The 19,933-nt window shown below is 63.9% G+C and carries 24 protein-coding genes; 7 read left to right on the top strand and 17 right to left on the bottom strand.

Translation table 11 applies throughout. From position 1 onward, the window contains the following. The first annotated feature begins 133 nt into the window (after positions 1-133). Positions 134-817, top strand: coding sequence for a TetR/AcrR family transcriptional regulator (locus AAHS21_RS21435; protein ID WP_085242922.1), 684 nt, complete (start codon positions 134-136; stop codon positions 815-817). A gap of 3 nt (positions 818-820) precedes the next feature. Here AAHS21_RS21435 and AAHS21_RS21430 read toward each other — a convergent pair whose 3' ends face one another. Genes AAHS21_RS21430 through AAHS21_RS21390 form a run of 9 tightly spaced genes read right to left on the bottom strand, consistent with a single transcriptional unit; the run spans position 821 to position 7,718 of the window. Then, complete coding sequence (locus AAHS21_RS21430; RefSeq protein WP_211279278.1) at positions 821-1,645, bottom strand: fumarylacetoacetate hydrolase family protein; 825 nt, start codon at positions 1,643-1,645, stop codon at positions 821-823. Positions 1,646-1,656: 11 nt separating this feature from the next. After that, positions 1,657-2,211, bottom strand: coding sequence for a YceI family protein (locus AAHS21_RS21425; RefSeq protein WP_342929576.1), 555 nt, complete (start codon positions 2,209-2,211; stop codon positions 1,657-1,659). 14 nt (positions 2,212-2,225) lie between these two features. After that, entirely contained in the window at positions 2,226-2,810 is a 585-nt protein-coding gene (locus AAHS21_RS21420) for an aromatic-ring-hydroxylating dioxygenase subunit beta (RefSeq protein ID WP_342929575.1), read from the bottom strand. Further along, on the bottom strand, positions 2,807-4,207 hold the full coding sequence (locus AAHS21_RS21415; protein WP_342929574.1) for a Rieske 2Fe-2S domain-containing protein: 1,401 nt from the start codon (positions 4,205-4,207) through the stop codon (positions 2,807-2,809). Before AAHS21_RS21415 ends, AAHS21_RS21420 begins: the two co-directional genes overlap by 4 nt. Before the next feature lie 10 nt (positions 4,208-4,217). Next, on the bottom strand, positions 4,218-5,048 hold the full coding sequence (locus AAHS21_RS21410) for an SDR family NAD(P)-dependent oxidoreductase (RefSeq protein WP_342929573.1): 831 nt from the start codon (positions 5,046-5,048) through the stop codon (positions 4,218-4,220). Between the two features lie 3 nt (positions 5,049-5,051). After that, entirely contained in the window at positions 5,052-5,618 is a 567-nt protein-coding gene (locus tag AAHS21_RS21405; RefSeq protein WP_085242927.1) for a VOC family protein, read from the bottom strand. Between the two features lie 41 nt (positions 5,619-5,659). Then, on the bottom strand, positions 5,660-6,055 hold the full coding sequence (locus tag AAHS21_RS21400) for a nuclear transport factor 2 family protein (protein ID WP_085242928.1): 396 nt from the start codon (positions 6,053-6,055) through the stop codon (positions 5,660-5,662). A 27-nt stretch (positions 6,056-6,082) separates the two neighbouring features. Further along, positions 6,083-6,517: a nuclear transport factor 2 family protein gene (locus tag AAHS21_RS21395; protein ID WP_085242929.1), complete on the bottom strand. Its 435-nt coding sequence runs from the start codon at positions 6,515-6,517 to the stop codon at positions 6,083-6,085. 19 nt (positions 6,518-6,536) lie between these two features. Then, positions 6,537-7,718 (bottom strand): acyl-CoA dehydrogenase family protein, encoded by a 1,182-nt coding sequence (locus tag AAHS21_RS21390; protein ID WP_342929572.1) that lies wholly within the window; start codon positions 7,716-7,718, stop codon positions 6,537-6,539. Positions 7,719-7,998: 280 nt separating this feature from the next. On the opposite strand from AAHS21_RS21390, the gene AAHS21_RS21385 reads away from it, so the two are divergent. Then, a complete protein-coding gene (locus tag AAHS21_RS21385) occupies positions 7,999-8,241 on the top strand; it encodes a ferredoxin (RefSeq protein WP_342929571.1) in 243 nt (80 codons plus the stop codon). A gap of 153 nt (positions 8,242-8,394) precedes the next feature. Here the strand turns inward: AAHS21_RS21385 and AAHS21_RS21380 are convergent, their stop codons facing one another. Together AAHS21_RS21380 and AAHS21_RS21375 are read right to left on the bottom strand one after the other, a co-directional pair. Beyond that, positions 8,395-9,639, bottom strand: coding sequence for an FAD-dependent oxidoreductase (locus AAHS21_RS21380; RefSeq protein WP_342929570.1), 1,245 nt, complete (start codon positions 9,637-9,639; stop codon positions 8,395-8,397). Positions 9,640-9,830: 191 nt separating this feature from the next. Beyond that, positions 9,831-10,973, bottom strand: coding sequence for an acyl-CoA dehydrogenase family protein (locus AAHS21_RS21375; RefSeq protein WP_085242932.1), 1,143 nt, complete (start codon positions 10,971-10,973; stop codon positions 9,831-9,833). A 502-nt stretch (positions 10,974-11,475) separates the two neighbouring features. On the opposite strand from AAHS21_RS21375, the gene AAHS21_RS21370 reads away from it, so the two are divergent. Continuing rightward, positions 11,476-11,601, top strand: a complete 126-nt coding sequence (locus tag AAHS21_RS21370) for a hypothetical protein (protein ID WP_342929569.1) — start codon at positions 11,476-11,478, stop codon at positions 11,599-11,601. Positions 11,602-11,606: 5 nt separating this feature from the next. Here AAHS21_RS21370 and AAHS21_RS21365 read toward each other — a convergent pair whose 3' ends face one another. Further along, positions 11,607-12,005, bottom strand: a complete 399-nt coding sequence (locus AAHS21_RS21365) for a nuclear transport factor 2 family protein (protein WP_260741995.1) — start codon at positions 12,003-12,005, stop codon at positions 11,607-11,609. 422 nt (positions 12,006-12,427) lie between these two features. On the opposite strand from AAHS21_RS21365, the gene AAHS21_RS21360 reads away from it, so the two are divergent. Then, entirely contained in the window at positions 12,428-12,736 is a 309-nt protein-coding gene (locus tag AAHS21_RS21360) for a hypothetical protein (protein WP_342929568.1), read from the top strand. 269 nt (positions 12,737-13,005) lie between these two features. Here the strand turns inward: AAHS21_RS21360 and AAHS21_RS21355 are convergent, their stop codons facing one another. The 4 genes from AAHS21_RS21355 to AAHS21_RS21340 form a co-directional block, all read right to left on the bottom strand. After that, positions 13,006-13,866: a hypothetical protein gene (locus AAHS21_RS21355; protein WP_342929567.1), complete on the bottom strand. Its 861-nt coding sequence runs from the start codon at positions 13,864-13,866 to the stop codon at positions 13,006-13,008. Positions 13,867-13,905: 39 nt separating this feature from the next. Continuing rightward, on the bottom strand, positions 13,906-15,048 hold the full coding sequence (locus AAHS21_RS21350; RefSeq protein WP_342929566.1) for an acyl-CoA dehydrogenase family protein: 1,143 nt from the start codon (positions 15,046-15,048) through the stop codon (positions 13,906-13,908). Positions 15,049-15,345: 297 nt separating this feature from the next. Then, the gene (locus tag AAHS21_RS21345; RefSeq protein WP_342929565.1) at positions 15,346-16,128 is read right to left on the bottom strand and encodes a FadR/GntR family transcriptional regulator; all 783 of its coding nucleotides are present in this window, start codon (positions 16,126-16,128) and stop codon (positions 15,346-15,348) included. Between the two features lie 151 nt (positions 16,129-16,279). Continuing rightward, a complete protein-coding gene (locus AAHS21_RS21340; protein WP_342929564.1) occupies positions 16,280-17,641 on the bottom strand; it encodes a fatty acid--CoA ligase family protein in 1,362 nt (453 codons plus the stop codon). Between the two features lie 596 nt (positions 17,642-18,237). On the opposite strand from AAHS21_RS21340, the gene AAHS21_RS21335 reads away from it, so the two are divergent. Then, positions 18,238-18,474 carry a hypothetical protein gene (locus tag AAHS21_RS21335; protein ID WP_342929563.1) on the top strand — a complete coding sequence of 79 codons (237 nt, stop codon included), beginning with the start codon at positions 18,238-18,240 and terminating at the stop codon, positions 18,472-18,474. Here AAHS21_RS21335 and AAHS21_RS21330 read toward each other — a convergent pair whose 3' ends face one another. Next, a complete protein-coding gene (locus AAHS21_RS21330; protein WP_342929662.1) occupies positions 18,475-18,609 on the bottom strand; it encodes a hypothetical protein in 135 nt (44 codons plus the stop codon). A gap of 205 nt (positions 18,610-18,814) precedes the next feature. Between AAHS21_RS21330 and AAHS21_RS21325 the strand changes: the two genes are divergently transcribed. Both AAHS21_RS21325 and AAHS21_RS21320 read left to right on the top strand, forming a co-directional pair. Continuing rightward, positions 18,815-19,162 (top strand): acyl-CoA dehydrogenase family protein, encoded by a 348-nt coding sequence (locus tag AAHS21_RS21325; protein WP_342929562.1) that lies wholly within the window; start codon positions 18,815-18,817, stop codon positions 19,160-19,162. Beyond that, on the top strand, positions 19,159-19,932 hold the full coding sequence (locus AAHS21_RS21320) for an enoyl-CoA hydratase/isomerase family protein (RefSeq protein ID WP_342929561.1): 774 nt from the start codon (positions 19,159-19,161) through the stop codon (positions 19,930-19,932). Before AAHS21_RS21325 ends, AAHS21_RS21320 begins: the two co-directional genes overlap by 4 nt. Position 19,933: the final 1 nt, after the last annotated feature.

The following is a 19,933-nucleotide window of genomic DNA, read 5'->3' as shown; positions in this document are numbered from 1 at the left end:
ATCGCTGTTCAAGCCCCTGCGCCGCAGCGCCGAACAGATCCAGCTCCTCACCAAACTTGTGGCGGTGTGGGGAGCGCTGAATCTGATGAACGAATAGTATCGATAATACACATATCCTACAATATGTTTCATAATGCTGAGTTGTATTACCATCGTTGTTACCGAGCACGCCTGTCCAGCAGGGCGACTGAGTGCCAGAAAGGGAGGCGATACCTTGGCTACCAGGGCGACGACCGAGGCGAAGATCTTCAATGGAGCTTTGCGCGCGCTTGCGCGTCAGGGACCGAAGAAGCTGGCAATGAGCGACATCGCGGCCGAGGCGGGGGTATCGGGTGGCACGCTCTACCGGTACTTCAAGAACAAGGAAGACCTCCTCGAGGCGCTCGGGGATCACTTCGTCATGAGGTTGCGCGGGATCTTGCAGGGGGCGATTGCCGAACAGCCCGATCCCGCCGATCGTCTGCGCTTGGTCGTGGACATCATGTTGCGTTATTGGCAGGACAATCCGGCGACGGTTCAACTCGGCCAGCTCGAGCCCGGTTTCGTGATCGCATATATCAAGCAAGTTTCACCGCAGCTGTCCGCCGTCCTCCATGACGCTTTGGAGCCCGCTCTCGCCGAAAGCCCGGCAGTCCGGCTCGGCTTGGCGACACCGGACGAAATCGTGGACCTCATTGTGCGAATGGCTTTTTCGCATTACTTCATGCCTGCCAAGGACTATCGTGAGCTGCGCGACCTGCTGGTCGCGCTCGGGAGTTCGGCCGGGCTGGAACCGAAGAAGGCCCGGACCAGGGCGGGTCGCAAGGCCGCCAGCTGACGGTTACGACTGCTTGGCGCCGACGACATTGCGCAGCACACCGATGCCTTCAATTTCCGCCTCGACGACATCGCCTTCTCGGAGGAATCGGCCGTCCTCCATCCCGACACCGTCCGTGGTGCCCGTGAACACAATGTCACCCGCGTTGAGGGCGACCCTCGCGACGACGTAGTCGAGACACTCATCGAGGTTCCAGATCATCTTCGCGGTGCGATCATGTTGGCGCTCTTCACCGTTGACGCGTAAAGAGATGCCCACATCGATCTGGCCCGGTCCGCCGAACTCATCCTTGGTGGTGATCCACGGCCCCACTGGGGTCGCTCCGGTGAGCGCCTTCATCGTGAACAGGTCCAGTCCGCCCATAGGCGACGCGGCGTCCCTGGCACTGACGTCGTTGCCGACGGTGTAGCCCAGCACGGCGTCGGTGAGGTGCCCGTCGGCCTTGCTCGCCGGCCTGGCCATCACAGCGACCAGCTCGACCTCGAAGTCCAGCTGGTTGGTGATCGCGGGATTTGCCAATTCGTCGTCGTGCCCGATGATGGCCGCTTGCGGTTTGAGGAAACCCACGGTGCTGGGTGGGCGCTCGGTGACACCGAGCTTCTCCAGGTGAGTCCAGTAGTTCATTCCGACCCCGACGATCGTGGACGTTGGGGTGATGGGCGGCAAGAGGCGCACGTCCTCAAGCGCCACCGGTGGACCCGCGAACTCGAAGGCCGCTTGGCCCTCGGATGCGGCGGGGCCCCAATCAGCTATCTCACCGCGGACCGGCTGTACCGTGCCGGCCCCGATATCGACCAGCGCCCACGAATCATTGTCCTGGAAGCGGATTCTCGCGATTTTCAGGGTGACCCCTCCAGCCGTATGTCCGCGTGCACTGTCTGCCCGATCCCGCGATCGAGGAACCGCGGGCGGGCGCGGTAGACCAACCCAAAGTCGCTGCGGGTGAACTGCCCTCGTCCGATGAAGATCGGCCTCGCAGCGCCCCCGTCGTGGATGAACCGCTCGGCCTGAATCCGCAGTGGTACGCGGCGGGTAATGCCCATGAAGGTCAGTTCTCCGTCCAGCAGGAAGCCTTGTGGATTGCCGCCGGTATCAGGGGTGACTCCCGTCGAATGGTATTCCGCGGTCGGATGGTTCGCTATGTTTAGCAGCGAAGCTGCGCGAATCGCCTTGTCACGGCCCTTGCTCTTCGTATTGACCGAGCCAAGGTCGATCGTTGCGATCACGGCCGAAGCCGTCGGGTCATCGGCGACAACGATCTGTCCCTCGACCCGCAGGGTGCCGCGCACTGTCTGCACGCCCAGGTGCTTGACCGTGAACCTCAGCGTCGACCGGACCGGATCGATCGCCCATGTACCTGCCACATAACCCGGAATCTCCGTCGCAGAAGGCAATTCGTAACCCTGCCTCACAGATAGATGGCGAGGTTTTGCACGCCGAGCGTGGCCTGCTCGAAATAGATGGTGCGCGAAGCGATTTTCCATTCATCACCTCCGCGCAGGATGTCGACCCGCCTGGCCGGAAGTATCTCGAGCTTCGGGTCGTCGTAGCGAGATCGCAGCAAGACGATGGAGCTGTGCACTTCGTACTCGCCTGCCAAGCCCGTCTGGTAGGCCCGCACCTTGTGCACGATCCGTTGGGTGCGTGACAGCGGATTCTCAGCCCAGGCGCTGTCGGTCTGCGTCATCCGCATTATCTTGAGCATCAGCGTCATGATGTTCTCGTTGAACAGATACATGTCTGATTCGAAGACGCCCATGTTCCGGTGATCACGTGTGGTGCGCACCGGCGCCCGATAGACGATGTCGGGCGCGAGCAGACCGGCCCAACCGGTCAGGTCATCGGAGTCCAGCAGTGCGGACTCGTCTTCGAGAAACGCTACGATCTCGAAATGGAGCGGATCGGTCATCGGGATTCGTGCCCCGCGCGGTGTCGGGTAGCTGACACCAGATTGGGACTGGGTGTCGATGTCCGGTGCGGCCTCTGCAGTCACCACGGTCTCCCTTCCATGAACTCGCTGTAGCGCAGCCAGAAGTTCCACTGCGTGTCGTCCTTCGGGAATCCGGCGTAGACTTGCCCGGGCCCCGGCCAATCGCCGGGCTTGTTCTCACCGGTGATCGCCTGATAGCGAAGTTTCGACTGGCGGCCCAGAGCACCGCGTGCGGCATGGCTCTGCATCGGCCAGGTGTCGGTGTCGTCGGCCTCGACGAAGCCGCTTATCCCGAACGTCGCAGCGGTCATCAGATTCATGGATTCGGCGAGCTCTTTTGGTGCGTCACGTTCGACCAGAGTCCAATGGAACAACTCGAAGTGGTCCGGTCCCTTGGGAACCCACACCCGCCAACTGAAGAACGCCGAAACGGTTCCGTCCGGGAACTGGAACGGCATCGCGAAAACTGCGACGTTGGGAAACAGCTGACCCACCTGCGGGGTGAACTGCGTAAGCACTTGGAGTTGCCCCTCGTCAAAGCGCTGGGGCAAGTCCTCGACCATGTCGGGCGACATTCCCGGCGGTGGCGCCAGCCGTAGCCGCTCCATCGGTGACATCGCGGCGAGATTCTTGCCCTTCATTGCGGTGAGGTAGTGCTCTTCGGTCAGGTCGAAGCATCGTACGAAGTGGCCGTTGAAGCCGGCGCTCACACCGGCCATCGCCGGCTCTTCCGCCGCCGCTCCCAGCAGCGCCAATTCCTGCATCGAACGGTGCAGCGACAGGGTGTGGAAAATGTCTCCGGCAAACTGCTCGGCAGCGCACTTCCAGTTGGCGGGGATGATGAAGCGCTGCGGATGACCCAATACTGTCATGCCGCGCCGGGTTCGGTCGAACATGAGATCCCAGTACCAAGTCATCGGGCCGAGGTATTCGCGCAGCGACGGCGCGCTGTCGTCGAACGTCACGAAGATCATGCCCGTGTAGGTGTCCACCCGCCCGCGGCGCAAGCCCAACTCGCCTTTGCTGCGCAATTCGCCGTGCATGGTCTCCCGAGCGATGGGAGACGCCAGGAAGGCGCCGTCCGATTTGAATACCCAGCCGTGGTAAGGGCACTGAAACTGCTTGGCATTGCCGGCTTCGAACCGGCACACGCGTGCGGCACGATGGCTGCAGACATTGAGCACCGCCGTGATGCTCCCGTCGGCCGCCCGGCTGACGATGACCTGGTCCTCCCCGACGTAACGCACCACGTAGTCGTCGGCGTTGGGGATTTCATCCTCGTGGGCTACGACCGTCCAGGCCCTGGCGAACACGTGTTTCAACTCGAGCTGGTAGAGCTCGGGATCGTTGAGCACGCGCAGCGACACCTCGCGATAGTCCTGGTCGATCAGCTCTGACAGCGGGGTCCCGTCCGCGAGGACCAGTCCGGTTCGAGCGTGTTTCACCTCGTCGACAGTCACGACGCTCTCCTTACTTGTTTTCGGACCCGGGGCTGCCGGGCAGTGAGTCGAAGACCGAGGGGTCTGGCGGCCGGGTGTTCAGCCGGGGTACGTGGAGGCCCCCGTCGACCGGGATGGTCGCGCCGGTGATGAAGCGCGCCTCGTCGCTAGCCAGGAACGCCGCCACCGGGGCGATGTCCTCCTCCGGATCACCCATCCGTCCGCAGGGGATCATCAGCGGAACCGCCTCGAGCAGTGCAGGATTGGCTGACACCATCTCTTCGAAGGCAGCCGATGCGGCGATCGGTGCGATCGCGTTGACCAGGATGTTGTGCCTGGCCCACTGGAAACCGGCGGTCCGGGTCAGAGCCTGCACACCGCCCTTGGCGGTGTTGTAGTCGCCATGGACCCAGTTTCCGTTATCGGCATCGATCGAATAGAAGTTGATGATGCGTCCACCACCGTGAGCTTTCATGACGGGGAACGCTGTCTGCATCCCCCACCACACGCTCCACAGGGCGACTCCGAGCATCTGCTCGAACATCTCGTCGGTCTTGTGCTCCAGCGGAACGTCCGGGGTCAGCGAAATCGCGTTGTTGACAAGGATGTCCAAACCGCCGAAGGAGTCTTGGGCGGCCGCGACAGCATCTTCGATGTCTCCCTTACGGGACACATCGGTCTGCACGAACAAGCCCTCGCCACCGAGCGCGCCTAGGTCCTCGGCGACCCGCTTACCCGCGTCGGCATCGAACTCGGCGATGACCACCTTGGCGCCCTCGCGGGCGAACCTGCGGGCGATTCCCCGCCCGATGCCCTTACCGGCGCCCGTAACGACGGCAACCTTTCCCTGCAGACGGCTCACCGGTTAGGCCTTGCTCTTGGCGTCGATAACCTCACGGACGCGCGCCCGGAAGTTGGGGTCGTGGGTGTGGCTGAAGTTCACATTGCCGCTCTCACCGTCGAACTCGTGCAGGCCGGTGAGATCCCGCTCCGGGTCGGAGAAGTCCACTGCATAACCGCCTTCGCGGACCGCCACGATCTCCCACCAGTTGCCGTCGGGGTCGGTGAAGTAGAACGACGTGTCCCCGTGCATGTGTCGTGGCTCGGTGATGGTCTTGAGGCCCCACTCGTCCTTGAGCTCGAGCAGCCTCTTGTGGGCCGCGTACACCTCTTCCTCGCTGCCCACGTCGAGGCCATTGTGGGCCAGCATCGTCATGGAGCTCTCCTTGCCGGTCTCCACCACCGCATAGGCGTGGTTGGTGTTGAGCCGGATCATCATCGAGCGGGCGCTCGGTTGGATCACCTCGAGCCCGAGGACCTCTTCGTAGAAGCGGCGTGACCTGGCGATGTCGACTACCTCTAAGGTGCCGTGACCGAGCCGTTGGACCTTCAGCACAGGTTCGCCGGTGAACTTGTCTGTGATTCCGGGCATTACAGGTTCCTTCCTATTCCTGGCCGAGTTGTTCGGGCCGGTCACACGCCGGCTTGCAGTGCCTGCATCGCCGCGGCCATCTGGGCCGAATCCATGTATTCGTCGATTCGCCGGATCCGACCGCCCGACAGGGAAATGCGCTGAATCGCCGGAATGGCCGCCACTTCGCCGTTCGGTAGCGTCACCCGCACGACGTGTCGCTGAACGCAGGTGTCATCCGTGAAGTCTCGCCCGACGATGTGGAATTCGGCCCGCATGGCCGCCAGCCCCGCAAGTGCAGCAAGGGCTTCGCTTTTCGGTTGTTCCTGCTGGGTGTAGTTGTGCCAGACCACCGCGTCGTCGGTGAACAGTGCTTCGCAGGTCGTATGGTCCCCGGTTGCCAGCGCGGTGAAGAACTTGTCCACCGTGGCCTGCACGCCGTTGTGTTTGTCGGCCATGATTCTCGCTTTCTGTGATCAGGGCTGTTACGGCCACACCTTCGGGGTGAAGATCGCCCGTGCGATTCGTTCCGAAATTCGCCAGCCCTCGGGCGTTTTGGTGTACTTGTCGTGGAACTCTATGACGCGCCCGTTGTCGGTGGCGTAGACGACCGGCTCACCATGTTCCGACGGCGGTCCGTGGTAGACCATCGAGCAGACGACGGCCTGGGCCGAGTCCGGACGTACGTTCGTGAAGTGGAAATTGGTGAGTAGGTGCCGCGTGGTCGCCTTTGGCCGTTCTCGCATTCCCTGGCGTAGCTCGTCGTGGCCGTGGTGGACGTTGCCGGCGCGGTCGAAGACTGCGTCGGGGGTGAACAACCCGATCATCGATTCGAAATCACCGTTGTCCATGTAGTAGGCGAAATCGTTGTTGAGGCGAACCAGCTCCCACTCGGTCGTCATCGTCTCGGTAGAAGTCATGTGCTCTTGAAAGCCTGACTCAGATCAGGGCCGACGGAGGGACGGGTTCCTCGACGAGCAGAGCGCCGACGATCTGGTAGATCTCCGGGCTCGCCGCGACGTGCTGTGCCGCGGTGCGGATATCGCGGAAGCGTCGCTGCAGTGAGGAGCTGCTGTACATGGCATTGCTGCCGGCCAGGCCGAAGGCCTCGTTGACGATTTCCACGCACTCGGTGTGGGCCCGCGCAACCATCGCGCGCTGGCGCACCGCGGCCATCGTCGTGATCGGTTCACCCGCGACCGCGGCGTCCCACATCAACTGGGTTTCCTTCTCGGCGAGCGCACGCACGGCCGCCAGACGGACGTCGAGCAGACCCAGTCGGAACTGGAAGACGGTGTCCTCGGCCAGTCGCATGCCGGGGTTGAATGCCGGCCGTTTGGTCTTGGCGAGCTTGCGCACGTCATCCAGCGCACCCTGGGCGATGCCGAGCACCACCGCGACGTGGGTCGGCCCGAGCGCCAAGCGGGTCGGTAGCCGGAACATCGGCGTGTCCACACCGGAAGCGCCGAAGAACTCACCGGTGTGGTGCTCGGGCACGAACACGTCCTTGAGAACGAAGTCGTTGCTGTTGGTCGCCCGTAGCCCCACCGAGTCCCAGGTATCCAGGAACTGGGCCTGCGCGGTCGGCACCATGGCGAGTTTCATCTCGGGGACGCCCATGTCGGTCATCCGAGGCTGGCCGTTGTCCAGGACGATGCAGTTTCCCATCACCCACTGGTGCTCGTAGCTGCCGCTGGCCAGTGGCCATTGGCCGTTGACGATATAACCGCCCTCGGTCGCGACGGCGACGCCCTTCGGGGCAAAAGCCCCGCGTGCCATAGTGTTTGGCCCGTCGGGATAGATCTCGTTGTCGAGCACCTCTTTGGAGAGGCGGGCGAATACCGGTGCGAAGTCGGCGCCGATCATCGCGGTCCATCCCGTGGAGGCGTCCGCCCGCGACACCTCCTCGATCACGGCCATGGCCTCGGGCAGGCTCATCTCCTCCCCGCCGTATTGACGCGGGACGAACATGCGGAAGGCACCGGCATCGGCGAGCCGCTTGAGCAGGTCGGCGGGCACCACCTTGGCCTTCTCGATCTCGTCGGCCCGCTCGGCGATTTCCGGGGTAAGCGCCCGGACGGCTTCGAGCACGGTGGTCGTATCCGCCGCAACGGTTGTCATGCAGTACCTCCAGGTTGACAAGGTCCACCCCGGCGACCACCAACGCAGCCGCGGACATTGTTGAATAGATATGTTGGGTTGAACACTAACCGTATTATGTGTCCCGAATCACCGCGGAGTCAAGTAGCAAGTGCTACGGACCGATGACTGTAGTGCCAGTATCCCGCAGCACGTGGCATACTTGGAACAAGTTGGTCATAGAAGACATAATCTTCACATTTTGTCTTAACCAATGCTCTCGGCCTCAGCGGTCGGAGCCCATCGTGGAGGGGCCGTAACCATGGCAGAAAACGAGCAAACCTTGATGATCACCGTCGACCGGTCCAAGTGCTGCGGCTATACGCTTTGCGCCGCTGAGGCGGCTGACGTGTACTCGATCGACGACGAGGGCTTCGCCGTCGCACCCGCGAGCGTGCCGGCCGAACTCGAGGATCAAGCCCGCCGTGGCGCGGCCGCATGCCCTGACAGCGCAATCATTCTCAGGCGCAAGAACGCCACCGGCGAGGGTACGGACGGCGCATAGAGCGGCGCCCGCGCAGAACCTTCAACGTGACCCAACGCTGCGACGCGGCGGGCTTGCCGGCTGGCTCGCCCTGAAGGTGGTCGTTACCTCAGATGCCCCGTCACGGGTCGACCCCTTCGGCCTCCTAACAGCGATTCATGCGGCCCTGGATGCTCACGGGGCGGTGGCCGTGGCAGCGGCCCGCGGCAACTGTTCGAGCTCGTGCAGAGCCGACGCGGCGCTGGTCTCAGCACCGATCAGTTTGCGGCATATCAAGATGGCTTTCGGCCAGTTGACGGTCACGGCGCCTCGGAGCAGCCCGCTCTCGTCGCTGTAAATTGCTGCAGCACGCGGTTTTTCACCGCGCAAGTTGCCGATGAGCTGTAGGAGTTCGGCTCGGCCCGGTCGGCCGGCGATCTGGATCTTCCAGTCGTACTGGTCGCTCCAGACGTACTCCGTCGGTGCATAAGGATGCAGCTCATCGGGGTGCAGGATGTTGTGGGCTACACAAACCGCCTGCTCGGAGGCGTTGGTCCAGTGCTCAACCCGGACATCTTCACGATGCCGCGGATGATGCCAACGGGCGACATCACCCACCGCGAAGATATCGCTGTGATCGACTGCACGGCAATACTCGTCGCACACGATCCCATCGTCGATGAGCAGTCCCGACGATGACAGCCAGGTGTCGTTGGGGCGGGCGCCGATACCCACGACGACGGTGCTTGCCGGTAGCACCTCGCCGTTGGTCAATGTCACGCGCAGCTTCCCGGCCGTGCCCTCGACCGCCTCGACACCTTCGCCGAACCGGGTCCGTACGCCGTGGCGATGGTGCAGATCGGTGAACATGGCTCCAAGTTCCTCGCCCAGAACCCGGCCGATCGGCGCGTGCAGAGGGTCGATGATCGTGACGTCTCGGCCCGCCGCGTGGGCGGTTGCCGCCACTTCTGCGCCGACGAATCCGCCGCCGACCACCACCACGGGACCCGATGACGAGGTGAGGTCGCGGGCCAGTCCCCGGCTGTCGTCGAGTGTGCGGACAACGTGCACGCCGGATTCGACCGGCCACGGGGACGGCCTCGCGTCAGCGCCGGTGGCCACGACAAGAATGTCGTAGGGCATTCGTGTGCCGTTGGCAAGGACGACTTTCCGATCAGCGACATCGAGGCGTTCCGCGGCACTGCCGAGGCGTAGCTCGATGCCGGCGGCCTCGGCGTCGTCCGCTGTCAACAGTCGCACCCTGTCCTCATCCCATGCGCCGGCGAGGAACTGCTTGGAGAGCGGCGGCTTATCGTATGGGAGTTCGGTCTCCTTGCCGATCAACACGATGCGACCGTCGAATTGTTGTGTTCTCAATGCCCGGGCAGTACGCACCCCGGCAACCGAGCTTCCGACAATGACGACAGTCCCGCCGGCCATCAGCACGACCCTTCCGAGACACTCTCCTGCAACAGGTATCCCCTGCCGATCCGGGCATTCGGCGTCAATTTCGGCATGGCATCCCCGCAATCCGGCGATTTTGGCGTCGTTGCGGTAGGAGCAGCCATGATACGGGCAACGGAAATGCGAGGTGCTGCCCATCTCGGCCCGGCATACCTGCATCCCACGGGTCAGAGCCCAAGCGACCGGGCGATGATCACCTTCATGACCTCGCTGGAGCCGGCGTAGATTCGCGACACGCGGGCATCGGCATAAGCTCGCGCGATCGGGTATTCCATCATGTAGCCGTAGCCACCGTGCAACTGCAGACAGCGGTCGATCACTCGGCCTTGTAGTTCGGTGCAGTACAGCTTGACCATGGCCGCATCTGCCGCTGACAGCTTTCCGTCCTCATGAGCCAGCAGGGCCCGGTCGAGCAGTGACTGACCGGCCTCGATTTCGGTGGCGCAGGCTGCGAGTTCGAATTTGGTGTTCTGGAATGACGATACTGTCGTACCAAACGCCTTGCGCCCCTTGGTGTATTCGATAGTGTCTCGTAACGCCTTGGCCGCGGCGGCCTGACTGTTCACCGCAATCGAGAGGCGCTCCTGGGCAAGGTTTTCCGTCAGGTAGGCGAACCCTTTGCCCTCCTCCCCTAAAAGGTTCTCGGCGGGCACCACTACATCGTCGAAGATCAGCTCCGCCAGGTCCTGTGACTTCAAGCCCAGCTTCTCGAGCTTGCGGCCGCGGATGAGCCGAGGGCTGTCGCCTTCGATCACCAGCAGGCTCAGGCCTTCCCGGCCGGCTTCGGGATCGGTCTTGACGGCGGTGACGATGAGGTCAGCGTTGGCGCCGTTGGAGATGAACGTCTTTGAGCCGTAGACGATGTAATGATTGCCGTTACGCACCGCGCGGGTGGTGATCGCCTTCATGTCGGAACCTGCGCCCGGCTCCGACATCGCCAGCGCGCTGACCGCGTCGCCGGATACCAGCCGCGGCAGCCACCGGCTTTGCTGCTCGGCATTGGCGACGTTGAGGAAGTACGGCATCGCAATGTCGGTATGCATTCGCAGCCCGCCGAGCGCGACGCCGGCGTGCTGGGATTCCTCGGTCAGGATGACATTGAACAGATAGCTGTCCTGACCGCCCCCACCGAATTCTTCGGGAACCTGGATACCTAGGAGGCCGAGCTTGCCTGCAGCGGTCCAGAAATGTCGCGGCGGCGCCCCGGCCTGCTCCCACTCGGTGTACTCCGGAACCACCTGCTCGGCGTAGAACGCGCGGACGGTCGCTCGAAACGCCTCATGGTCATCGTTGAACAGGGTGCGCTGCACTTGTTCGCCTCTCTGCCGCTTTGGCAATGCCGGTATTCGGGAAGATTTCAGATCTGGATCCAACGTCGCAGCTGAGAGCCACAACGCGACAAGGCGATGTCGGTGCGCTCGGCCAACCCGACGATCAGGAGTCGATGTCTCAGGACGGACCGCCTCCTTTCGCTTCGGGCCGCGCCATCCGGGCCGCTGGGTGGTACGGATCGAACTGATTATACATAATTACTATTTTCTGTACATTCGCGCAGGCATGCCGAGAAGTGCCGGGTGGCAGCCGATTATGGGGCCGTCATAGTGTCCGACTATGGAGGAGACGACCTCAAGGGCCGGCTCAACGCACTCACCGGAGGCGCCTCGGCGTTGTCGTCGACCCCGGTCGGCGGCCGGTATCCCGAACCCGGCCTGCATGCGATGCGGCTGGGACGGGCGCGACGTCGTGTGCGGCTTCGCCGCGGTCGAGATCCCGTGTATACCGCTGAACCTTATTCTGCTCAAGGGAATTCGGATGATAGGTTTCGAGAACCGGACCATCATGGATCACCTGCCCGATGCCGTGACACGGCACCTCAGCGAGGTGCTGCAGATGCTCCTCGGCAAAGAGGCTTCATGCCGCGTGCAGTTCGGCAGCTAAGCGCGTCACGGCCTGATCTTGCGCGGAACCAGTATTGCCCTTCCGATCCGCGATGCGATACGCCATCCCTCTGGTGTGCGTGTGTATTTGTCCTGAAACTCCATGAGTCGACACTCATCGACGGCGTAATCCGCCGGCTTGCCGTCCTCCTGAGGCGGCCCGTGGTACACCATCGCGCAGATGACGCCCTCTGCGTATTCGTCGGAAACGTTGAGGAAGTGAAAATTCGTCAGCTGATGTCGCGCGGTCACCTTGGGGCGCTGACGCATAGCCTCCCGGATTTCATCACGGCCGCGATGGATGTTGCCTGCCCTGTCGAAATGCGCATCAGTGGTGAACAACTGGATCATCGATTCGAAGTCACCGTGGTCCATGAAGTAGGCGAATGCGGTGTTGAGCTTCACGAGCTCCCACTCGACAAGCGCCTGGTGCACTCGTTCCGCTGTCGCGGCAGATGTTTCCATGTCACAACCTCACAGATGTTGATTTACGTTGACCTACAGGGATGCTCGGCGAGCGTTCGCCGCAAAAATCCACCTAACGACCACAACACAACCGCCGCAGTTATCGTATCAATATACTCTATTGAACACTAATCATATTATGTGTTCATACATGCCTAATGGTCAAGGGCGGGACGCCGGGAGAACGGGCCGGACCCAAGTCATTGCGCCTGCCGCACATGCCATCCCCGACAAGTCTTAAGCCGGCACCGTTCCTCATCGGCGCCCGCCCATCCTGGCTCAGGACGCGTGAGAGATGCCCGTGCACAGCCCGGCGTGCGACAGCGTACTCGCCGAGAGGGGGCCGCCGATCATCCCGAAATGTGGGCCAGTTGGCAGCCTTGATGGGCGATCACGATGGACTCGCCCGCGGCAACGCGATCAAAGTACCGTCCTGCATGGGATCGAAAGTGACTGAGATCCACTACGACCGGATGCGGTGGCGATACGACCGGCTGTCCGGCGCCCCTGGCCGGCGCTCTTTTTGGCATCGCGTCGATTCTGGCCACGATCCGACCGCGGCGCTTCACATGCAAGCTGTCGCCGGCTGCCACCTGCCGAAAGTAGGCGCACGTAGCACCGCGCAGCTGGCCGATCCCGATCGTGTGTTCCATGACCATCTCCCCAAGTGACCCGGCGGTGCGGGGGTCAACCAGTAGCTAAATATATTCCTATATAGCACCTCGGCGACGCAGGCCCTAACAGCGGCGGGCCATCGGCGCAGCTCGTGCGGTGACGGCACGTTCAGCGTTGGTGATCGGTCTGAAGTCCCTCTCGCACTTCGTCTGTGTTGAATCTGGCAAACATGGCCACGCCACCGGATCGCACACGCCCGCATGTGCGCACAGACCCACCGACGCTAACCCAATGACAAGGCACGCAGGTTGTCCCGCAGGGAGGCTCATGTCAACGTGACCCGGCGGAACGCCGCTGACGCGGTGGCGATGATGCGGCCGTCGGCAGCTTCGTCAATCATGGTGGCCTCGACACCGAACCGCGGCCCGTGCGGGTTGACTACGACGGCACTGGCCACAAACGGGCCGGTGTAACCGGCCCGGACAAACATCACCGTGTAGTGCTCTACCTGCAGGTCCGTAGCGCCCAGGATCCGTTGGAGTTGGTCGGTCATCGCCGCTTCCAAGGCGATGTTGATGGGTCCCTGGTGCAGCGCCGAGTGCGGCGAGGCGATCTCAGGCGTCACCTTCGGGATTTCCAGCGTGCCGTCCGTGCGCTTCCTGATGCCGAACACCTCGCGCAGCGGCGGCAGATCCGGGGTGTCGGCCAGGTCATCGATTGGGTTTTCCACCGGGTAGAAGCCGGGCGGGACATCACCCAGGCTCACCCCACTGCCCGTCGAGATCGCGATGACCCGGCTGTGGTCGGCGGCGTCGACGACCCGGGCACGGCTGAAGCCCATGGTGCGACCCACGCTGATCACGTCGCGAATCACCTCTAGGCGCGTGACGTCGTAGGCGGGATCGAGGATGTCGTAGGTCATCGTCACCGGCGCGGGCACGCATTCGTCGTCGCGCCACCAGGGTTCGGGCGCCAGGATCGTCAACGGGCTCGCCGTGATGCCGCCCGATGAGTTGCGCATATCGTGGCGCAGCGGCATCGCTTCCTTCTCCACGCCGGCATCCAGGTGCGGTGTCGTTTTGCCAAGGTAGGTATAGCTTTTCAGGGCTCGCCAGGACTTCTCGAAGTGCTTCCAGTGCTCTTCGGGCGTCACGGTCCTGATGTCGCCGTAAGAATCGTTACCCACCTGACCTCCTTGTCGTGGGGCGCTAGCTGCCGATCGAGTTCACAGGCCGAGGTCGCGGCCGATCAGGTCTTTCATGATCTCGGTGGTGCCGCCGAAGATGGTCATGATGCGGGTGTCCACGTAGTCGCGCGCCACCCGGTACTCGTTCATGTAGCCGTAGCCGCCGTGCAGCTGCACGCAGGCGTCGACGACTTTCTTGGCGAGCTCGGTGCACCACCACTTGGCCTTGGCGGCTTCCACCGCCGTCAACTCCTTGTCCCGCACCGCCAGCAGACACCGGTCGATGTACTGCTCGGCGATCTCCAGCTCGGTGTCGAGCTCGGCCATCACGAAGCGGTTGTGTTGGAAGCTGCCGATCGGCTGTCCAAATGCCCTGCGGTCCTTGGCGTACTGAAGGGTCTGCCGCCAGGTCTCGCGCGCACCCGCAACCGCGGAGATCGCGATCGACAGTCGCTCGGAGGGCAGGTTGTGCATCAGGTGGTAGAACCCTCGACCTTCGGCGCCGAGCACATTGGTCGACGGGACCCGGACGTTCTCGAAGTGCAATTCGGCTGTGTCTTGTGAGGGCAATCCCATCTTGTCCAGCTTGCGCCCTCGAGTGAAGCCCGCCATGTCGCGCTCCACCACGAGCAGTGTGAATCCCTTGTGTCCCGCCGCGGGATCGGTGCGCGTGACGACCACGACGAGATCGCAGTTGATGCCGGAGGAGATGAAGGTCTTGGAGCCGTTGAGGATGCAGTCGTCGCCGTCGCGGACCGCGGAGGTGCGGATGCCGGCCAAGTCGCTACCCGCGCCGGGCTCGGTCATCGCGATCGCCACGATGGTCTCCCCACTGATGATCCCCGGCAGCCACCGCTTCTTCTGCTCGTCGTTAGCCAATGTGCTGAAGTAGGGGCCCACGACATCGTTCTGCAGGCTCAGCGCGGGAACAACGTTGCCCCACTTCGCGAACTCCTCATTGATGACGGCGTTGAACCGGAAGTCATCCGAACCACCACCCCCATACTCCTCGGGCATATTGAATCCGATCAGGCCGTACTTAGCCGCCGCGAGGTAGGCCGAACGGTCGACGATGCGCTCGCGTTCCCACTTCTCGGCATGCGGTGCAACCTCACGCTCGATGAACTGTCGCGCGGTCTCCCGCAGCTGTTCGTGCTCGGCCTCGAACACCAAACGCCTCATCCTCACACCCACTTTCTCGCCGGTCCGCAGCCGCGACGGGCCGGCTCGGCAACGCCCTGTCGATCACCTATAATCCGATATATGGTTATCTGATTATCGTAGGGTACATCCGGTGTGGGGACTCGCTGGGGTGCCGGATCGTCAAACCCGGTGCGACCGAGGGAACCGGCTGGACTCGTTATCGGTCGCTGAGCAAGCACTTGGAAACTGGCCGAGCAGCCGTTGGCGTTATGTTGGTCGTGATGCCGAGCCAGCGAGTTGCATTGAGCGCCAATGTGATTGTTTTTCGCCGGTACGCTAGGAGAGCAGGTCGATGACGCGGTCCCGGTGCTGAACCTTCGTGAGATAGCGACGGGCGCTGGTCATGTGGTCCCGCCAGGCTTGTTCGGCGGCTTCGCCGTCTCCGGCGTGGATGAGGGCCGCGATCTTTTCGTAGCTGCGCAGCGCGCGCCGGTTCGCCCGCGCGAGTTCTGGGCTGTCAGACCCGATTTCAGCGACAGTCGTGGCCAGTTCGCGCTCGATGATCTCCGAGAGCATGCCGATAACCGCGGCCAGGGTGTGGTTGCCGGACAGCTCAACGAGTTTGAGGTGGAAACTCACCCCGGCACTGTGGAATCCGCGGGGGTCTTCGGCGGCGGCGCAAACCCGGCCGAGTTCGTCGTCGAGCGCGGTCAGTTGGGCCCGCGAGGCAGTTTGCGCCAGTCGGCGCACCGCGGGCGGCTCGATGACCAGTCGGGCGTCCCAGACGTCACCGATGGTCGTGCCGGACAGCATCAGCACCATGGCGAACAATCTGGCGGCGGCGTCGGGACCAGGCACCGTCACGCGCGCACCGCCGGGTGGGCCGCGGCGGATGGTGACCAACGCGTCGCCTTCCAACAACCGCAGCGCTTCCCGCAGTGTCGGTCGCGATACCCCGAATCGTCGTATCAGTTCGGCTTCGGGCGGCAGCCAGTCACCGTCGACGAGTTCCCCGCTGACAATCATCCGCCGGACCTGAGCCGCAACCTGATCCGACATCTTGAGCGGACGAACCCGCTGCTCGGCGCCGGCACGTGCAAACGGGTTGCCCTCCGTCACGCACTCCTCCTCGCCCGGTCGTGCGGGTCAATGATAGTCACCCAAGGAAGTGGCGCTAGTTCATCTACAGCAATGATCCCATCCTCATAGCTAAGGGTAGGTTGGCGCCACGCACGCATGTCGTTGCACAACAAGGGATCACACGACGACCTCACATCGGCAGGGCGCGTCGCAGCACCTTGCCCGCCGATGATCGAGGGAGCTCGGGGATTCGCACCCACTCGTCAGGGACTTTGAAGCCCATGGTTCTCGCCCGGGTCCAGACCCGAACCTCCTCGAAGTCAACCTCGTCGCCGACGATGTAGGCCCTGACCCGTTGACCGAGCCGCTCGTCAGGAATGCCGACGATGGCGACCTCGTGGATGCTCGGGTGACCGGAGATGAGGGCCTCGACCTCGGTGGGGTCGACGTTCTCCCCGCCGCGGACGATGCGGTCTCCAGCGCGTCCGATCAGGCGCAGCCGCCCCTCTTCGTCGAAGGTGCCAAGGTCTCCTGTGTGCAACCATGCACCGTCCACCGCTCCGAAGAGGTGGGCGGCGCGGGCGACCACCTCTTCACCGTCCAGCCGCAGCTCGACCCCCGGAAGCGCAACGCCGACCGTGTCCAAGCCAGTACCCGCCCGGTGTGCCCCATCGTCGAGCCAGGTCAGCGGACTGCCCTCGGTCTGGCCGTAGAGCTGGATCAGCCGAACCTCGGGCAGCGTATCGATGACGCGCCGTACGAGCGCGGGAGCCATTGGGGCGGCGCCGTACTGGATGACCTCCAGCGGTGCATCTGCGAGCGCACCCCGTTCCAGCAGGTCGTGAAGCATCGTGGGCACGAGGATGGTGTGCGTCGCGCCCAATGCGGCCAGCTCAGCCCAGTGCACGGCTGCCCCGCCGGGTAGCGGGGCGACCGCGGAACCGGCGCCGAGCCCCACCAGGAGCTGGCCCAGGCCGGCAATGTGGTGCAGGGGTGATCCCGCTGTGACGATCGAGGCCGGGGTCAGGCCCAAGATCCCCGCGAGCAGTCTGATGCGAGCGACGAGCTCGCGGTGACGTCCGGGCACCCGCTTGGGGACACCGGTTGTCCCAGACGTGTGCAACACGAGGACGACGTCGGTGTCTGCCGGCACGGGCAACGGCGTGGTTAACCGCGGAAACGACGGAAGTAGCACCGGCTGGCACCCAGCACTGCGCACCAGGTCGGCCAACGGTCCCTCGCCAACCACGACCAGCGGTGTCAGCCCCGGATCCAGCAGGGGTAGCAGGTCGGCGGGCCCGGAGCGAGGGTTCAACGGCGCCACGGGCAGTCCCAGTGCGGCGCCCGCCACGGTGAGGGCGAGGACGTCGGGGCCCGAGGGGACGAGCAGCGGGATGTGGAGCGCGCCTTCGGTGCGCTGTGCGGCAAGCCAGTCCGCGGCTCCCGCGGCGCGCTCGAGTAGTTCGCCTGTACTCCAGCGCACGTGGGGGGTGACCACCGCCAGAGACGTCTGGGACCTCGCTCGAAGCAGGGTGAGCAGGGTTTCCACCACTGCGTGGCTCCCTTCGGGTGATGACCGCGTAGGAGGAGGTCGAGGACCCCAACCGCGCACCGGTCTCATCGAGCAGGCGGCACGTCGTGGAGACGATCCGGCGTCCGACACGGTCGATCGACGCTTCGCAACGCACCACGCATCCGGCACGTGCCGGCACCGGCCGGAGGTAGCAGTGTGCGTGCTCCAGGGCTGCCACGGTGCGGCCCCGGGAAGCGGCCTGGCGTGAGGTGAGCTCCGACAGCGCCGAGACGAAGCCGCCGTGGACATGGCCGTGGCGGTTGGCCACGCGCGGGTCCGCAGCCCAGCTGGTGACGACCCGATCCGCAGACTCTTCCTCGACGACCAGCGACAGGACCTCTTCGATCGCAGTGCCGTAGACACTGCCGTCGACTAGCGCGGCGAAATCCGAAGGCTCACGGACCAGCGTGTGATACCGCGCGATCCCGTGGGCCAGCACCGTGCCCCGGTCGTCGACAACGTCGCCGTAGGCCACCAGCACCTCCCCTTGGTGGCTCAATACGTGGCCGTAGGAGAGCAGCTCGGTCCCCCTGCTGAGGACCCCGGCGGCGAACCAGGTCTGCAAGGCGCCGCTGATGCTCACCTCCTGCGGAGCCAAGGCAGTCATGGCCAGCATCCCCAGGCCGGAGTCCAGGACCACCTGCAACAGCGCAGGGTGGACGTGGCCGTCGGTGATCCACGCCGGTGCCAGGGCCGCTCGCGCGCAGGCACCACGCTTGGGGGCGTCGGTGAAAGTCATCCCGGTCAACGTGAAGCAGGGCGAGGAGATCTGCCGTACCGGCCCGCGGGGCCGCAACTCGTCACTCACCTGATCAAACGTCGACCGGATCGGCCGCGCGCCCAGCTGCGACGGCCATGGTCAGCGCATCCTCATCGGGCCCGTTCACCTGGCGACTGCCCGCTGCCCCGGGCAGCGCATAGCGGCTTATCGAGACGATGTCGGTCATAAAGCCTCGCTTCGCGTAGAGCCCGTGGGGTCGCGGACACAAATACGGTAGATAGTTAGATATTTTTACGCAAACCTGCCGGCCGTCGCACCGCGTCGGTGCTGATCGTGGGCCTTGGACTGGCCAGCCCCGAGCCGGTGCGCAATCTATAATTGAGCGAGTTTATCTATATAAACTCATGCTGCGCCGGAGCCAAGGAGAAGCGATGGATGTGTCATTCACCGATGACGACCGGCCGTTTCGGCGCGAGGTGCGTCAGTGGCTGCATGGCGATGTCCTCAACACCAAACGCCCCCAGGACTTCCGGGACGCGCGAGCGTGGGATATGGCGTGGCAGCGCACGCAGTTCGGCGACGGCTTCGGCGGTATCGCCTGGCCGTGCGAGTATGGCGGGCGGGTTCAACCATTGGTGCGCCAACTGATCTGGTACGAGGAGTATGCCCGCGCGGGTGGGCCCGACATCGGCTGCCGATTCGTAGGCATCAGCCACGGCGGACCGACATTGATCGCTCGGGGCACCGAGGTGCAGAAGACATCTACCGAGGGCTTATGAGCAGCACCGAACTGGCAGCCGAGATCGTCGACGGTGTCGGCGTGGTGTCGCTGAACCGTCCGCACCGCCACAATGCCGTCACCGACGCGCTGTTCGACGCGCTGAGTACCACCGTGCGCCGCTATCTCGACGACCCCGCGGTGGGCTGCCTGCTGCTGCGCGGCGAGGGCCCGTCGTTCTGCTCGGGCCGTGACACCGCCGAACTGGGCCACCGCGCGGGCGGCGAGGACGATTTCACCTTCGTGCGGGCTCATCAACGGCTGCGCCTGGACATGCTCGACGCCACCAAACCTATTGTGGCCGCGGTCCAAGGCGCTGCGCTTGGCGGCGGTTTCGAAATGGCGCTGGCCGCCGACATCCGCATCATCGCCGACAACGCGGTCTTCGGGTTGCCCGAAGTGGAGCTCGGACTGGTACCCGATACCGGCGGCACCCAGATTCTGCCGGCGCTGGTCGGTCCCGCCCGCGCCAAGTACCTCGTCCTCAGCGGTGCACGGATCGACGCAGCCACCGCCTATGCCTGGGGCCTGGCCGAGGAACTGGTGCCCGTCGACGTGCTGAGGGCCCGCGCCATGCAGTTGTGCCGGCTGCTGGCCACCCGACCGGCGTTGGCGATGTCGATGGGCAAGATGTTGGTGAATCAGTCCACGGCAGGTGCCATCCGCACCGGCATCGGCCAGGAGTTGCTGGCGCAGACGGCGCTGTTCGGCTCGTCGGACTATCGACGGATCAAGCAACGCGCGACGGGTGCGCGACAGGAGGGCCACTGAC

It is taken from the genome of Mycobacterium sp. 050272 (assembly GCF_039023525.1).
Classification (GTDB): domain Bacteria; phylum Actinomycetota; class Actinomycetes; order Mycobacteriales; family Mycobacteriaceae; genus Mycobacterium.
Note: the sequence above shows the minus strand (reverse complement) of the source record. Positions and strands in the feature narration are given on the sequence as shown.

What these genes read in the sequence shown, in the direction of transcription:
- AAHS21_RS21400 (WP_085242928.1), bottom strand. Translation starts at nt 6,055, where the DNA reads ATGGCCGACAAACACAACGGCGTGCAGGCCACGGTGGACAAGTTCTTC.
- AAHS21_RS21390 (WP_342929572.1), bottom strand. Translation starts at nt 7,718, where the DNA reads ATGACAACCGTTGCGGCGGATACGACCACCGTGCTCGAAGCCGTCCGG.
- AAHS21_RS21435 (WP_085242922.1), top strand. Translation starts at nt 134, where the DNA reads ATGCTGAGTTGTATTACCATCGTTGTTACCGAGCACGCCTGTCCAGCA.
- AAHS21_RS21330 (WP_342929662.1), bottom strand. Translation starts at nt 18,609, where the DNA reads ATGACCGACATCGTCTCGATAAGCCGCTATGCGCTGCCCGGGGCAGCG.
- AAHS21_RS21335 (WP_342929563.1), top strand. Translation starts at nt 18,238, where the DNA reads ATGCTCACCTCCTGCGGAGCCAAGGCAGTCATGGCCAGCATCCCCAGG.
- AAHS21_RS21325 (WP_342929562.1), top strand. Translation starts at nt 18,815, where the DNA reads ATGGATGTGTCATTCACCGATGACGACCGGCCGTTTCGGCGCGAGGTG.
- AAHS21_RS21320 (WP_342929561.1), top strand. Translation starts at nt 19,159, where the DNA reads ATGAGCAGCACCGAACTGGCAGCCGAGATCGTCGACGGTGTCGGCGTG.
- AAHS21_RS21395 (WP_085242929.1), bottom strand. Translation starts at nt 6,517, where the DNA reads ATGACTTCTACCGAGACGATGACGACCGAGTGGGAGCTGGTTCGCCTC.
- AAHS21_RS21380 (WP_342929570.1), bottom strand. Translation starts at nt 9,639, where the DNA reads ATGGCCGGCGGGACTGTCGTCATTGTCGGAAGCTCGGTTGCCGGGGTG.
- AAHS21_RS21405 (WP_085242927.1), bottom strand. Translation starts at nt 5,618, where the DNA reads ATGCCCGGAATCACAGACAAGTTCACCGGCGAACCTGTGCTGAAGGTC.
- AAHS21_RS21385 (WP_342929571.1), top strand. Translation starts at nt 7,999, where the DNA reads ATGGCAGAAAACGAGCAAACCTTGATGATCACCGTCGACCGGTCCAAG.
- AAHS21_RS21370 (WP_342929569.1), top strand. Translation starts at nt 11,476, where the DNA reads ATGATAGGTTTCGAGAACCGGACCATCATGGATCACCTGCCCGATGCC.
- AAHS21_RS21350 (WP_342929566.1), bottom strand. Translation starts at nt 15,048, where the DNA reads ATGAGGCGTTTGGTGTTCGAGGCCGAGCACGAACAGCTGCGGGAGACC.